Source organism: Kitasatospora sp. NPDC094019 (assembly GCF_044764505.1).
In the GTDB taxonomy this organism is placed as follows: domain Bacteria; phylum Actinomycetota; class Actinomycetes; order Streptomycetales; family Streptomycetaceae; genus Kitasatospora.
Window position 1 is genome coordinate 141,835 of sequence record NZ_JBIWIF010000013.1, and the last position, 13,804, is coordinate 155,638.

General features: G+C 73.6%; 14 protein-coding genes. 5 read left to right on the forward strand and 9 right to left on the reverse strand.

Annotated features, from left to right (window positions below):
* The first annotated feature begins 179 nt into the window (after positions 1 to 179).
* From ACIQ9P_RS27015 to ACIQ9P_RS27025, 3 genes are all read left to right on the forward strand, one after another.
* Complete coding sequence (locus tag ACIQ9P_RS27015) at positions 180 to 1,439, forward strand: hypothetical protein (RefSeq protein ID WP_402361283.1); 1,260 nt, start codon at positions 180 to 182, stop codon at positions 1,437 to 1,439.
* Positions 1,423 to 2,193: a hypothetical protein gene (locus ACIQ9P_RS27020; RefSeq protein ID WP_402361286.1), complete on the forward strand. Its 771-nt coding sequence runs from the start codon at positions 1,423 to 1,425 to the stop codon at positions 2,191 to 2,193. The genes ACIQ9P_RS27015 and ACIQ9P_RS27020 overlap by 17 nt, the downstream gene beginning before the upstream one ends.
* A 198-nt stretch (positions 2,194 to 2,391) precedes the next feature.
* Positions 2,392 to 3,120, forward strand: a complete 729-nt coding sequence (locus tag ACIQ9P_RS27025) for an alpha/beta fold hydrolase (RefSeq protein ID WP_402361289.1) — start codon at positions 2,392 to 2,394, stop codon at positions 3,118 to 3,120.
* Positions 3,121 to 3,282: 162 nt separating this feature from the next.
* Here the strand turns inward: ACIQ9P_RS27025 and ACIQ9P_RS27030 are convergent, their stop codons facing one another.
* From ACIQ9P_RS27030 to ACIQ9P_RS27040, 3 genes are all read right to left on the reverse strand, one after another.
* Positions 3,283 to 4,128, reverse strand: coding sequence for a patatin-like phospholipase family protein (locus ACIQ9P_RS27030; protein ID WP_402361292.1), 846 nt, complete (start codon positions 4,126 to 4,128; stop codon positions 3,283 to 3,285).
* 219 nt (positions 4,129 to 4,347) lie between these two features.
* Positions 4,348 to 5,118, reverse strand: coding sequence for a hypothetical protein (locus ACIQ9P_RS27035; RefSeq protein WP_402361295.1), 771 nt, complete (start codon positions 5,116 to 5,118; stop codon positions 4,348 to 4,350).
* A 110-nt stretch (positions 5,119 to 5,228) separates the two neighbouring features.
* Positions 5,229 to 6,449: an MFS transporter gene (locus ACIQ9P_RS27040; RefSeq protein WP_402361298.1), complete on the reverse strand. Its 1,221-nt coding sequence runs from the start codon at positions 6,447 to 6,449 to the stop codon at positions 5,229 to 5,231.
* 57 nt (positions 6,450 to 6,506) lie between these two features.
* Here ACIQ9P_RS27040 and ACIQ9P_RS27045 point away from each other — a divergent pair, with 57 nt between their 5' ends.
* Entirely contained in the window at positions 6,507 to 7,094 is a 588-nt protein-coding gene (locus ACIQ9P_RS27045; protein WP_402361301.1) for a CGNR zinc finger domain-containing protein, read from the forward strand.
* A 65-nt stretch (positions 7,095 to 7,159) separates the two neighbouring features.
* On the opposite strand, the gene ACIQ9P_RS27050 is transcribed toward ACIQ9P_RS27045, so the two are convergent.
* A complete protein-coding gene (locus ACIQ9P_RS27050; RefSeq protein ID WP_402361304.1) occupies positions 7,160 to 7,657 on the reverse strand; it encodes a phosphoribosyltransferase in 498 nt (165 codons plus the stop codon).
* Positions 7,658 to 7,924: 267 nt separating this feature from the next.
* On the opposite strand from ACIQ9P_RS27050, the gene ACIQ9P_RS27055 reads away from it, so the two are divergent.
* Entirely contained in the window at positions 7,925 to 8,758 is an 834-nt protein-coding gene (locus tag ACIQ9P_RS27055) for a PIG-L family deacetylase (protein WP_402361307.1), read from the forward strand.
* Between the two features lie 84 nt (positions 8,759 to 8,842).
* Here the strand turns inward: ACIQ9P_RS27055 and ACIQ9P_RS27060 are convergent, their stop codons facing one another.
* The 5 genes from ACIQ9P_RS27060 to ACIQ9P_RS27080 form a co-directional block, all read right to left on the reverse strand.
* Positions 8,843 to 9,541, reverse strand: coding sequence for a hypothetical protein (locus ACIQ9P_RS27060; RefSeq protein ID WP_402361310.1), 699 nt, complete (start codon positions 9,539 to 9,541; stop codon positions 8,843 to 8,845).
* Positions 9,541 to 10,206, reverse strand: a complete 666-nt coding sequence (locus ACIQ9P_RS27065) for a SigE family RNA polymerase sigma factor (protein ID WP_402361313.1) — start codon at positions 10,204 to 10,206, stop codon at positions 9,541 to 9,543. The genes ACIQ9P_RS27060 and ACIQ9P_RS27065 overlap by 1 nt, the downstream gene beginning before the upstream one ends.
* Before the next feature lie 280 nt (positions 10,207 to 10,486).
* Positions 10,487 to 10,714: a hypothetical protein gene (locus ACIQ9P_RS27070; RefSeq protein WP_402361316.1), complete on the reverse strand. Its 228-nt coding sequence runs from the start codon at positions 10,712 to 10,714 to the stop codon at positions 10,487 to 10,489.
* A 212-nt stretch (positions 10,715 to 10,926) separates the two neighbouring features.
* A complete protein-coding gene (locus ACIQ9P_RS27075) occupies positions 10,927 to 12,549 on the reverse strand; it encodes an MFS transporter (RefSeq protein WP_402361319.1) in 1,623 nt (540 codons plus the stop codon).
* Between the two features lie 252 nt (positions 12,550 to 12,801).
* Positions 12,802 to 13,791, reverse strand: coding sequence for a helix-turn-helix domain-containing protein (locus ACIQ9P_RS27080; RefSeq protein ID WP_402361322.1), 990 nt, complete (start codon positions 13,789 to 13,791; stop codon positions 12,802 to 12,804).
* Positions 13,792 to 13,804: the final 13 nt, after the last annotated feature.

The window sequence follows — 13,804 nt, forward strand, 5'->3', positions numbered from 1 at the left end:
CACATATCCGGGGGGGGTGGGGGGGGGGGGGGGGGGGGGGGGTGTCGGGGGGGGGGGGGGGCCGGGGGCGCCCGGGGCCCCCCCGGCCGCCCCGGGGGGGGGCCCGGGGCCCCGCCCCGTCGCCGTGTCGGTGGTGGTGAGCGTGTTTCACCGGGGGTCTGCGAATGGTGGTAGGGCCGATGGACGTGACGGGGTCGGTGGCGGCCGTCATCGAGGAGGCGGGCAGTGTCCTGGTCGCACCGTCGGCGCTCCACGGCCTCGATGTGGCCACGCGGTTCCTCGGGTCGGTCGTCACGCCGGAGGAGCTTGCCTCCGGTGCGGTCGATCTCGCGGGGAGGACCGTCTACCTGTGCGGTGACCCCGCCGCCGTCAGCGACCGTCGGCTGAGGTCCGCCGCACGGGTGTTCGTCGTGCGGGAGCTGACGCAGGGCCACCACGGGACCGGTGAGAAGGCCGGGGACGGCGAGGTGCCGTGGCGGGCGGTCGGGGTCGGCCGGGTCCCCGTGCGGGTGCACGGCGTCGGTGTGTACTACCCGCGCTTCTTCGGGCCCGAAGCCGATCACTTCGGGCGGATCCGGGCCGAGCACGCCTTCCAGTCGCTGACCGAGTCCACCAAGCCCGGCACGGCCCACCGCAGCGGGATCTATCTGACGCCGGTCACGCGGGACGGTGACGAGCTGCACTTCCGCCTGCTGCGGTGCTCCACGAACCTCTCGGGCCCGACCGAGGGCTTCGGCCCGACCGACACGGAGATCGTGGAGGCGCTGAACCGCGAGGCCGCCGCCGTGTTCCGCGGCCAGGCGCCGCTGAACCACGTCCTCGCCCAGACCTACCACAACACCCTCGCCACCGCGGGGCGCAAGCAGTCCAAGGCGAGGATCTCGGCCCACGCCGACAAGACCAAGGACATGCCCGTCAACGGCCTGATGGCCTTCTGCACCTTCTACGACCGGCTCGACCGGTTGCAGCCCTTGGCCCACGACCTGTCCCACGACCCCTTCGACCTCGGTGTGAAGGGCGTCAGCGGGCTGACCGGGCTGCGCTTCCGGCTCAAGGATCCCGCGGCGGAGCTCCACGGGGTGGCGCTGCCGCAGCAGTTCACGGTGACCCTTCATCCCGGTTCGGTGCTGCTGGTGCCGCTGTCCACCAACCGCCTCTACACGCACGAGATCCGGCCCTCGCCACTGGACGCCGAGCAACTCCCCACCCGGCTGGGGTACGTGGTGCGCTGTTCGAGTACCGAGGCCGTACACCGGGACGGCCGGACGTTCCTCAGCACGGCCGGGGGTCCGGTGGGTCTGGAGCCGCCCACGCCGGCCGGCCTGGACGAACTGCGCCGGCTGTACGCCGAGGAGAACAGGACCTCGTCCTTCATCGACTACGGCGACGGATTCCGCTTCAGCATGAACACGGGAGACTACCTTGCCCCCCGCCCGTAGCATCCCGGACGAGATCCGCTCGTACGCGCTGCCCGCCGACGAGAACCTCTTCGCGGAACTCTCCGCCTCGGCCGACCTGGAGGACACCGGCAAGGGCCGGCGGGGTGCCACCCTCACCCTGGTCGACGCGACGGGCGGTGTCCCGCTCGTCCGCACCACCAGCCGCTGCAGCCGCCCGGCGCAGCGCTTCCGGGCGGTGCACGAGCGGCTGGCCCGGCGGATCCAGGAGAGCGCGGGGCTCGCGGTCGGCTTCAACAACGCGCTGATCGAGAGCTGCACGAACGCGTACACCACCATGGGCAGCCATTCCGACCAGGCCCTCGACCTCGCCGACGGCACGTCCATCGCCGTTTTCTCCTGTTACCGGCACCCCGACGCCGGGCCGCCGAGGAAGCTGATCGTCGAAACGAAGGAGCCCGGCGGGGAGACGTTCGAGGTCCCGCTGCTCCACCACGGCGCGGTGGTGTTCTCCGTCGAGGCGAACCGGCGCCTCAAGCACCGGATTGTCCTGGACGCGCCGGGCCGGGCCGCGGACAACGAGTGGCTGGGTATCACCTTCCGGACGTCGAAGACGCTGCTCCGTTTCCGTGACGGGCACCCCTACCTGCCGCAGGGTTCACGCCTGGTCCCGGCCGACGAGGAGCAGCGGCAGGAGTTCTTCCGGCTGCGGCGCCGCGAGAACCACGAGCCGGACTTCGTCCAGCCCCTGCTGACGTACACGGTCAGCGAGAGTGACCTGATGCCGCCGCTGTGACAGTGGGGAACGCCGGAAACCGGACGTCGGCCGGACCGCGGACGCCCTTCGGCCCGCACGGACATCGGTGTACGGTTCCCTTGCCCAGCAAGCCCGTTCGGGCGCTGGAGGTGTCGCGTCGGCTCGGGGGAAACCGGCCGCTTCCCGGCGGTCCTCCTCCCTTCCGTGCGCGGTGACGGCGAGGAAGGTGACTGTCCCATGACGGACCCGAGCACGGAGTCGACGACGGACCCGGCCGTCCCTCGGGCGCGGCGGATCGCCCGCCCCGACGCGGTCCTGCGCGGGGAGGAGGTCGGTTCCGGACCGACCTGTCTCCTCCTCCACGCCGGTGGTGAACGCCGTCAGGTGTGGGCGCCGGTCAGCGAGGTCCTGGTGGACGCCGGTTTCCGCTGCGTGGCCTTCGACCAACGGGGTCACGGTGACAGCGAGGGCAGCGCCCGGACGCTGTCGGCGTGCGCGGACGATGTCGCCGCCATGGTGCGGGGCGAGCCGGCGGGGTGCGTGGTGATCGGCGCCTCGCTGGGCGGGCTCGCCGCTGTCGCCGCTCTCGCCGATCCGGCCGTGCGGGCGGGAGTGGCGGGGCTGGTACTGGTCGACGTCGTGCCCTGCCTCGACCCGGCCCGGGTGCGCGGCTTCCTCGCCGCCGGCGGCCTGTCCGGCGCCTACGTCGAACTCGTCGAGGACATCCTCGCCCACACCGCCCTGCTGCGGCAGGTCACCGCGGAGCTGGAGCTGCCCGTCCTGCTGGCCCACGGCGACACCGGGTCGTCGGTCGGCGCCGCGGACATCGAGCGGCTGCTGCGGCTGGCTCCGCACACGGCGGTCCGGCCCGTCCCCGGCGCCGGACACCTCATCGCCCGCGAGCGGCCCGTGGCACTGGCCCGGACCATCCTCGCCGCCACCGCCGCCTGGCCCGGCCCCCGGTGACGGCGGCCGCCCCGACCTGCCGGGGAAGGTGACGTCAGGGGTCGGCCGTGCGCCCTACCGGGCCTTCCGGCTCCGACGGGCCGGACGTCCGCGAGCGCCGGTCAGGGACCGGGTCCCGGTCAAGCGCCGAGCGCCGGTCGAGGCCCGCCCACCGGCCCGGATTCAGCTCCGGGGGCGCCAGAACGCCCGCAGGCCGTCGGCCGCGGCCTCGCCCTGCTTCCGGCCGAGCCGGTGGATCTCCTCCCACGACTCGTGGTCGCCGGGGTCGGCGTCCAGGAGACGCACCGCGTCCGCCTCCGGGGCCAGGACCCGGGCGGACCCGGGTGCGGCGCCGGGATGACGGTGCGCCAGCGGTTCGACCACGACCACCGTGCGGGCACCCGCCGCCAGGTCGGCGTTCGTGCCGGCCCGCAGGGCGCCGTCCAGGCAGTGCCGACCGTCGACGGCCACGGGCGGCTCGAAGCCGGGGAACGCGCTGGAGGCGGCGACCGCGCGGACCAGCGGAACACCCGCGGTGGCCTCCCAGACGACCGGCTCGCCGCTCTCGGCGTCGACGGCAGGGATCAGCAGCCGGGGGTGCTCCGGCCAGGTGTCCACGCCGATCAGCGCGGCCCGCTGGGCGACCACCCGCTCCTCCGCCGCCGCGTCCACCGTCCCCAGGGCGATCCGGCCGACCCGGCGCCGTGTCCCGGCCGGGTCGGCGCCGGACTCGCCGAGGGCCGCGAACACCGCGCCCGTGACCGCCGGGTCGGGACGGCGTGCCGTGACCGCCCCGTCGGCGGGGAGCCGGGCGGGCAGTACACCCAACCTGGCCGGGTCTCCCCCGGCCGCGAGGACCGCCCCGACGATCGCGCCGGCGGAGGTGCCCACGATCAGATCGGCCTCACCCAGGTCCACCCCGGCAGACCGCAGACCCGCAGCCAGCCCGGCCGTCCACGCCACGCCCGGACGCCCGCCGGGGCCCAGGACCAAAGCGCGGTCGACGTCGTGCACTTGCTCGGTTCCCATGACTGCTCCCCCGTTGCCGAAAACACTCTCCACCGCATCCTCGCACGGGCCCACCGGCACGCCGGCGACGGGCACACGACCGGCGGAACCGGGGTCTCCGCCAGGTCCGACGCCGCGCCGCGGGTGTGCCGACGGCGTGCCGGACCGATGGCGTCGCGGGAACGGCCGACGGCCGGGGGTGCCGCCCGACGGTGCTCCGGACCGCGCGTCCGGCCGGGCTCAGCCCGGCCCGGGTGCCGCCCGTCGACGGTGGCTCCGGCCGTGCCCAGGGGGGTCGGCCGGATCGTGCGGCGCACGCGGTGGCTTGAACCAGGGACTGGGGACACCGCCCGGCGGCCGGGCCGCGAGGTCCTGCCGAGGGACAGCGGGCGAGGGGTGGCGCGCCCAGGACCCGTCGCGCGGTACGGCACCGGGGCCGCCGTATTCTGCGCGCAGGGCCGCGAAGTCGGCCACCGGTTCGAGGACGACCGCGGGCCGGCCGTCGCTCGCGCGTTCCGCGACCAGGCGCAGCGCGGTGAACGAACAGCGGCTGTCGGTGGTCAGTCGGCAGATCGTGTCGACGTGGTCGTCGGCGAAGGCGGGTGCGATCCAGACGGCGTGCGCGGCCCCGATGACGGCCGCGTACTTGACGATCCGGGCGAGGTGATCGTCGTCGGACGGGGTGAGCTGGTTCTCGATCACCACGTAGGCCGGGGTGTTCGCCGGGGTGGCTTCTTCGCCCACGGCTGCCAGCACGTCGATCCGCCCGCGCCCGGCCTGGTGCTCCCTGCCGACAAGGCGCAGGCCGCCGAGGATGCCGGTGGGGCGGGCGACGTCCGCGAGGTTGGCCGCCACCCAGCGGCTCAGGTCCGCCTCGTGGCCGAACACCTGACGCGGGCTCACGCGCTCACCGAGGGGCTCCCGCCCGTAGGCCCGGGCGTTCTGCCAGTGTGCGCGATCGGCCCGCTCCCGGATCAGGAGGAGGTCGCTGACACCGTGGGCGTCCGGCACGAAATGCCCGGGAAGTCTGGGGTTCTCTACCACTGGCGGAGCCTATGCCCCGGGTCCGACAGTCCCCGTTCCGCCCCACCGGGGCAACTCCCGGCCGCCGTCGGGGGCGGTCAGCGGGCGGGGCGGGGCAGGAGGAGGCACGCGGCCGCGGCCAGGGCGGCGGTCGTGGTGACGGTGAGCCAGACGCCGGGGCCGCCGTGCAGGGACTGGAGCAGGTGGGTGCCCAGTCCCGCGCCCAGGGGAGCGCCGATCGCGCCGGCGAGGCCGAGGAGGCCGAGGGCGCGGCCGGTCCGGCGGCGCGGGGCGGTGGTGACGGCCAGTTCGTCGAGGCTCGGTCCGATCAGCATCTCGGCGAGGGTGGCGGGCACGGTGAACAGCAGCAGCGAGAGCCAGCCGGCCTGCGGCAGCAGGACGAGGTAGGCCAGGGCGAAGGCCACGAAGCCGGCGGTGAGCAGGGTGCGGGGCGGCAGGTGTCCGAGGAAGCGGCGCAGCAGCGTGTACTGGAACAGGAGGACGAGCGCGCCGTTGAGGGTGAAGACCACCGTGACGGCGGCGGTGCTGCCGGTGAGGGCCCGGGCGGTGAGCGGGATCACCGCGTTGAGCTGGCTGTAGATGGCCCAGTAGGAGACGGCGGCGAGGAAGAGGACGGCCGGTCCGCGCCGGCCGGGGGCGGGCGGCACGTGCACGGCCGGTACGCCCACTGCTGGTACGTCCACTGCCGGTGCGTCCGCGGCCACGTCCTTACTGATGAAGGTCAGGTGGAAGCCGAGGACGAGGTGCGAGAGGACGGCCGCGGCGAGGATGGCCTCGAAGCCGAGCGGGTAGGCGACGGCGCCGAGGACCGGCCCGAGGACCACGCCGACGTTGCCGAAGGTGGAGCGCAGGGCGAGCATGCCGCGGGTGTCGTCGTGCGCCGCCGCCTCGGTGACCAGGCGGGTCTTGACGGACAGCACCAGCAGCGACCCGCCGATGCCGACGGCCACGATGCCCGGTACCAGGGCCGGTCCCCCGGCGGCGATCAGCAGGTAGCCGGCGATGCGGCAGGCGAAGCCGGCGGTGGTGGTGGCGCGGGCGCCGACGCGGTCGACGAGGAGGCCGGACATCACCGAGAAGCCCTGCCCGCACAGCGACAGCAGCCCGATCAGGAGCCCGATCCGTCCCACCGGCGTGCCGATGGCGCTCAGGTGCAGGGCGAGCAGGGGCAGGAACATGAACGTGGTGACGCCGGTGGTCAGGACGGTGGTGAGCAGCGCGCGTCCGGTGGCGGACGTGCGGGACCAGGTGGACGGGCGCGAACGGCCCGGGGACGGGGTGGCGGTGGCGGCGGACACGGAACTCCGTTACTGTCGTTTCTGTTTTCGACAGTCATGACTATGGCGAAAGGACGCGTGACCGGTCAAGTGGATTTCGACAGTCACAACACCGCGATGGTGCAGGGCGCAGCGGACCTGGTGAACCTCGCGACCCCGGGCCTGTCCCGCACCCGCCCGTACCAGCCCCCGCCGGAGGCCGAACTGACCGAGCGCACCAACGCCGTCCTGCGCGCGGCCGACCGCCACGCCACCCCGCTCGGTACCGAGGACGCGGCGCGCCTGGCAGCTCTCGCCCCCGGGCTGCGCGCCGTCTTCGAACACCTCGCGGCCGACGACCAGGACCGCGCGGTCGCGGCCACGAACACCCTGATGGCGCAGTTGCGCCCGTTCCCCGTCCTGGAACGGCGCAGCGACGAACCCTGGCACCTCTACCACCGCAGCACCGCCGGCGACGAAGGCTCCGACTGGGCCGCCCGCCTCACCCTCGGCCTCGCCGCCGCCCTCGGCAGCCACTTCGCCGCCCGCCTCGGCATGTGCTCCGCACCCGCCTGCGACCGCGCCTACGTCGACGTGTCCCGCAACGGCACCCGCCGCTTCTGCTCCACCGCCTGCCAGAGCCGCGTCAAGTCCGCCGCCCACCGCGCCCGCGCCCAGGACTCCTGACCCCGCCGATGGCCGGGCACCGACGGCCGGGCACTGTCGGCCGGGCGCGGGTGTCCGGCGGCCGGTCAGGCGTCGAGGGCCTGGCCCTCGCGGCGGACGACCGGCGGTTCGACCGACCACGGGAAGTTGATCCAGTCGTCCGTGCGCTTCCACACGTACTCGCACTTCACCAGGGAATGCGGCTTCTCGTAGATGACCGCGGACCGGACCTCGGCGACGTGGTCGAGGCAGAAGTCGTGCACCAACTTCAGGGTCTTGCCGGTGTCGGCGACGTCGTCGGCGATCAGGACCTTCTTGTCGGTGAAGTCGATCGCCGCGGGCACGGGCGCCAGCATGACGGGCATGTCCAGGGTGGTGCCCACGCCCGTGTAGAACTCCACGTTCACCAGGTGGATGTTCTTGCAGTCCAGCGCGTACGCCAGACCCCCCGCGACGAACACACCGCCGCGGGCGATGCTCAGGATGAGGTCGGGTTCGTACCCGTCGTCGGCGATCGTCCGCGCGAGCTCGCGCACCGCCAGGCCGAACGTCTGATAGGTCAGGTTCTCTCGTACATCGGTCACAGCGCCCAGTGTCCTCGGCGGGCGGGCGGGTGACGCGAAGCGGCGCGCCGGACGGTCGGAGCCCCGGGGTGCCGAGGCTCCGACTGCCGGGCTGCCGGGCTGCCGGGCTGCCGGGCGGGAAGGAGCGGGAATCCCGGGGGTTCATCGGGATTACCCGGGTGATCGCCCGGGGTTGTCACTGGTCGCACCGATGATGTGAGGTGGCGGCCCGCCGCCGTGCCGCAGACTCGGACACCGAGCGCATTCACGACCCGGAGGATGGTTCTGATGATTGACCGGCCGTTGACACTCATGGCGGTGCACGCCCACCCCGACGACGAGGCCAGCGGCACCGGGGGCGTGCTCGCCCGGTACGCGGCGGAGGGGATCCGTACGGTGCTGGTGACGTGTACCGACGGCGGTTGCGGGGACGGACCCGGCGGTGTCAAGCCGGGTGATCCGGGGCACGACCCGGCCGCCGTCGCCGCGATGCGCCGTACCGAGCTGGAGGCCGCCTGCGAGGTGCTGAAGGTCAGCCACCTGGAGCTGTTGGAGTACGCGGATTCCGGCATGATGGGCTGGGCGACGAACGACGCGCCCAACTCCTTCTGGCGGACGCCGGTCGAGGAGGGCGCGGCCCGGTTGGCCGAGCTGATCCGGCGGTACGAGCCCGATGTCGTCGTCACCTACGACGAGAACGGCTTCTACGGCCACCCCGACCACATCCAGGCCCACCGCATCACCATGGCGGCGCTGGAACTCGTCGAGGCGGAGCCCAAGGTCTACTGGACGACGGCGCCGCACTCGATGATGAAGCGGTTCGGGGAGGTCATGCGCGAGTTCGGGGCGGATTTCGAGGCGCCGGACGAGGCCCAGGCCGACGAGATGCCCCCGATCGGGCTGCCCGACGAGGAGATCAGCACCTGGGTGGACACCGCCGCGTTCGGCGACCAGAAGTTCGACGCCCTCGCCGCCCACGCCAGCCAGGGCGAGAACATCTTCTTCCTGCGCATGGGCAAGGAGCGCTTCACCGACCTGTGGGGCGTGGAGACCTTCGTCCGGGTCAAGGACTCCACCGGCGCGGCCGTGCCGGAGACGGACCTCTTCGCCGGCCTGCGCTGACCGCCGCCGCTCCGCCGCGCGGGCCCGTCGTGACGGGGCCCGCGCGGCGGAGCGACGGGTGGATCCAGAGTCGGCCCGGCCGGATCAGACCGTCAGGGTCTTGCTGGCCAGCACCTCGCCCCGGGCGCCGTAGGCGGCGAGCTTGACGCCTACGAGCGGGTTCGCGCCGTCGGAGGCTTTGAGGCTGGGTGCCCAGGCGAAGCCGCTGACGTAGCCCGGATCGCCGGGGAGAGAGGCGGGGGTGGCCCAGTACGAGCGACCGTCGAACTCGACGGCCATCCGGGCCACCCGGCCGGGTCCGTGGTAGACCACGTTGTAGAGGCCCTCCTTGAAATCCGGGGACACGCCCTGGTACTGCATCGTGATCTCGGTCGCGCCCGCCTGCCAGGAGTACCCGCCGCACCCCGGGTCGTTCTTGTAGACGACGGGGTCGTGGATGCAGATCTCCTGTGCGCCGAGCCGCATCCACCAGCCCTCGCGGCCCAGGGGGATCTGTTGGCCGGGTTCCGCGACGATGGCCTCGGGAGCCGTCCCCTCCGGTGTCCGGAGCGTCACCTGGGAGGCCGCGCCGACGACCTGGGTCCCGCCGTGCCCGGACAGCACGGTCGTCGTCCCGGCCGCCACCGCGAGTACGGCCACCACGGCCGACACGCCCAGTGCCGTCCGGCGCCCGCGCCGCTGCCGGCGCACTTGGTCCCGCATGGGCCCGGCGGACCAGTCGGTCAGCGGGACCCGGGCCGCCTCGTCCCGCAACGCGTCGCGGACCATGTCCTCGGTGTCCATCACCTGTTGTCTCCGTTCGTGACGTCGGTCGGGGAAGCGGCGGTCGTGGAAGCGGCGGGCGAGAAAGTGGGAGCGGTGGTCGCCGCGTAGGGGGCCAGTGCCGGGTGGCCGCGCAGTTTCGCCAGACCCCGGCTGGCCTGGCTCTTGACGTTGCCCAGCGAGCAGCCGAGGACCTCGGCGACCTGCTGCTCGCTCATGTCCTCCCAGTACCGCAGGACGACGACGGCCCGTTGGCGCGGCGGCAGTTCCGCCAGGGCCTGGAGCAGGACCGAGCGCTCGTCGACGTCGTGGTGGGCGGCGCCCGGGGTGTGCGCGCGGTCGGGGAGCACGGGCACCAGCAGTTGCCTGACCCGGCGGCGGCGGTGCCGGCTCAGGTTGTTGTTCACCAGGGCGCGGTGGATGTAGGCGTCAGGTTCGTCGAGGCGGCTGATCCGGGGCCAGCTCCTGAAGACCTTCGCGAGAGTCGCCTGCACCACGTCCTCGGCCTCGTGGTGGTCGCCGGTGAGGAGGTAGGCGGTGCGCACCAACCGCCGCCAGCGGGTGGCGGCGAACTCCTCGAAGTCGGGTTTCCCCGCTTTCCCCACGCCGGGGCTGCCCGTGGCAGCCGGTGCGGTGACGGGCCGGGGCCGGTCCTCCACCGGGGTGTTCACTACGCTCGCGGTCATCCAGTTCCTCTTCGGGTTCTTACGACGGTCCCACCGGATCGTCGTTCTGCCCTACTCACCGCCGTGACCGCGCAAAGGTTGCACAGGCCCGCCGACCCGATCTGATCGGGGGTGCGCGCCGCGGGAGGGCGGGACGGCCGTCGGGCGGCCGGACGACCGCGGGACCACTGCGGGGCCACCGCGGGGCCACCGCCGCCCGGAACGGACGAGGGCTCCCCCGGCGGTGCCGGCGGGAGCCCTCTGGTTCACCCGGTGCGGACGGCGGCCTCCGCCGCCGCTGTCAGAACCGGCCCCGCTTCTGCTCGTCCGCCACCGGGTGCACGGGCACGGCCGTGCCGACGGGGCCGACGACGTCGACGGGCTCGACACTGTCGCCGAGCGCGTGCGCGACGGCCACCGGTGCCGGCTGTTCGACGGCGTGGGACGGCGTCGGGACACCGAAGGCCGCGCCCGCCACCACCGCGCTCGTGACGGCGACCTTCGCGAACCCTCCGGTCCAATCCGGCATGTTCTACCTCCCCCGTTCACCCCCCGCTCCAGCAGCGGGAGTTGGTGCCGTCAGCCAAACACCGCCGACGCCGGGGAACAACCCATGGGCTTGCCAAGCCCCGGAACGGGCGGCCTCCTCCGCCACCGGGACGGACCCACGCCGCCACCCGGAGGCCGGGTGAGGTACGGGGACGGCGCTCACCCCCGGCGGGGCCGAGCGGGGCCGACCGCTCAGGCTCCGCCCCCGTGCCCGCCCCCGTGCCCGGCCGAAGGGCCCTCCTTGGCCTTGCCTTCGCCCTCGTTCCCGCCCCCGCCCCCGGCCTCGGCGGCGACCTCGGCCTGGACGCCCGAACGAAGCCCGACGATCGCCACCAGCGCGGCCACGGCCATGACGGCCGCCATCCACTGGAAGACCGTCTGGGTGGCGTGGGCGAAGTCCTCCCGGAAGAACTGCGGGACGGCCGCGCCGCCCCCGCTCCCGCCGCCCTGGCCCTGCGTCTGGACCTGGGAGAGGTGCGCGGCCGTGGCCGACGCCTGGTCGGGCGGCAGGCCCTGGGCGACCAGGGAGTCGGTCAGCCGGGACCGCAGGTCGGTGACCAGGACGGTGCCCAGCACCGCCAGCCCCAGACTCGCGGCGTAGTTGCGGACCGTCTGGGTGATGCCGGTCGCCTCGCCGTAGGACAGCCGCGAGGCACGGTTGACCGCGTCCGTGCTGGCGGGCGAGAGCATGAAGCCCATGCCCGCGCCCGCGAGGACGACGTCCCACTGCTGCTCGCTGAAGCTCAGCGAGGTCACGTCCCCCGCCCACAGGTGGAACCCGACCGCGGCCAGGACGCACCCGAGCACCACCGGGCGCTTCGCCCCGCCCCGGTCGAGCATCCGGCCGCCGATCTGCGAGGCGATCACGAACCCGACGAAGAAGTAGAGCAGGAAGACGCCGGCCTCCGAGGAGGAGTCGCCCAGCGCGATCTGGGCGTACTCGCTGGAGAAGAAGAACACCGGCACGAAGACCAGCATCGAGATGCCGAGCACCAGGTTCTGCACCGAGAACGCGCGGATGCGGAAGATGTCCACCTGGATCAGTGGGGAGGCGGTGCGTTTCTCGACGAGCGCGAAGACGACCAGCAACAGGAGCCCGGCCGCGATGCAGAGGCCGATCGCCGGGTTCGACCAGCCCCAGACCTGCGACTGCTGGAACCCGAAGACGCTCAGTGCGACACCCCCGGCGATCAGCGCCAGGCCCCGGTAGTCCATCGGCGCCGGGCGACTCTCCGTCACCGGCTTCGAGATCGCGACCAGCACCAGCGCGACGGCGGCCACCGGCAGGTTCACCCAGAAGATGGCACGCCAGGTCCATTCGGTCAGGTAGCCACCGAGGACCGGTCCGATCGCGGTCAGGCCGCCCGCGACACCGAAGAACAGGGCCAGCGCCCGCCCGCGCTCGCGCAGGGCGAAGCTCTGCACCACGATCGCCAGCGCCGCCGGGAACATCAGGGCGCCGCCGAAGCCCTGGACCGCCCGGAACGCGATCAGCCACGCCTCGGCCGGGCTCCCGGTGGGGGTGAGGCCGCAGCAGGCCGAGGCGCCCGCGAAGATCAGCACCCCGATCACCACCATCCGGCGGTGGCCGACGGTGTCGGCGAGCCGGCCGCCGAAGGCGAAGAACGCCGCCAGGGTCAGCAGGTAGGCGTTGACCGCCCACTGCACGCCCGTGCTGGTCAGCTTCAGCTCGTACTGGATGTTCGGCACGGCGATCGACACGATGGTCTGGTCGATGAAGGTCATCGCGACGGCGAAGATCATCGCCGCCAGCACCAGGTAGCGCGAGGATCCGCCGGCGGGAGCAGTCGCCATCGCTGTTCCTCCGGGGTGCGTCCGCCCGTCGGCTGTCGGCTGCCGGTTCTCGGCGGACCACCGGTGGGGCGGGCCGGTTCGTGGCCGAACGGGCCCGGATTCCTGCCATTGGTTCGGCGCCTCCATGCTAGCGAGCGCCCCGGGCCCACGCCTGCCGACCGAGCAGCGGCGGCGGGACGGTCCCGGCGCGGCACCGGCACGGCGGGGCACGGTGGATCGCGACGCGACGCGACGCACTGTGGTGCGGTGCGGTCAGTGGCCGTCCGGGGGCACGCTCGCCAGGCTCTGCCGGCGATGGTCGCGCGGCGTCAGCCCGAACTCCTCCCGGAAGGCCCGGCCGAACGCGGACGCGTTCGGAAAGCCCCGGCGGGCGGCCACGTCCCGGACCGAGTGGCGGGCCAGCTCCGGCCGGGCGAGGTCGGCCCAACAGCGTTCGAGGCGGCGACGACGGATCAGCCTGCTGACGCTCTCGTCCTCGTCCTGGAACAGCAGGTGCAGGGCCCGCACGGAGATGTGGTGGCGCTCGGCGATCACGGCGGGTGCGAGGTCGGGATCGTCGAGGTTGTGATCGATGAACGCCTTCACCCGCTCCAGCAGGGCCCGCGCCCGCACCCCGGCGTCGACCTCGTGGGCGGCGTCGGCGTGCTCGGCCAGGCAGACGGCGGCGAGGTCCCGGGCGATCGTGCCCAGCCGCGCCAGTTCCTCGGGCCCGCACTCGGCGGCGTGCTCGCCCAGGACGGAGAGGAACCCGGCCAGCACCGCCCCCGTCCCGCGACGGGCGGGGATCCGCCGGGCCAGCAGCCGGTCGGCCTTGTCAGGGTTGATCGGAAGCTCCGCCCGGGGGATGTGCAGGACGAGGCAGCGGCTGGTCCCGTGCTCGTCCCGGGTCCCGGCCTCGAACGGCCGCGACGTGTCCCAGAGCACCAGTTCGCCGCTCGCCGGCCCGGAGTCACGGCCGTGCTGGGAGATCCACATCGGGTTCGGCCCGTCGACCAGGGCCAACTGGTACTGCTCGGGATCGCTGCGCCGGGTCAGGGCGGCCGGCCGGCGCGAGCGCAGGGCCGGGTGGGTGTGGACCGACACCCCGACCTGACCGAGGGCCAGGAACGCCGCCTCCGCCCGGAAGTCGGCGGCCTGCGGGCTGCTCACCGTCACCGGGACCAGGTCACGGGCGACCATGTCGGTGAACCACTCGAACCGGTCCGCCGCCGGCACCCCGGCGTTGGACAGCGTCGACCACATCTACCGGACCCCC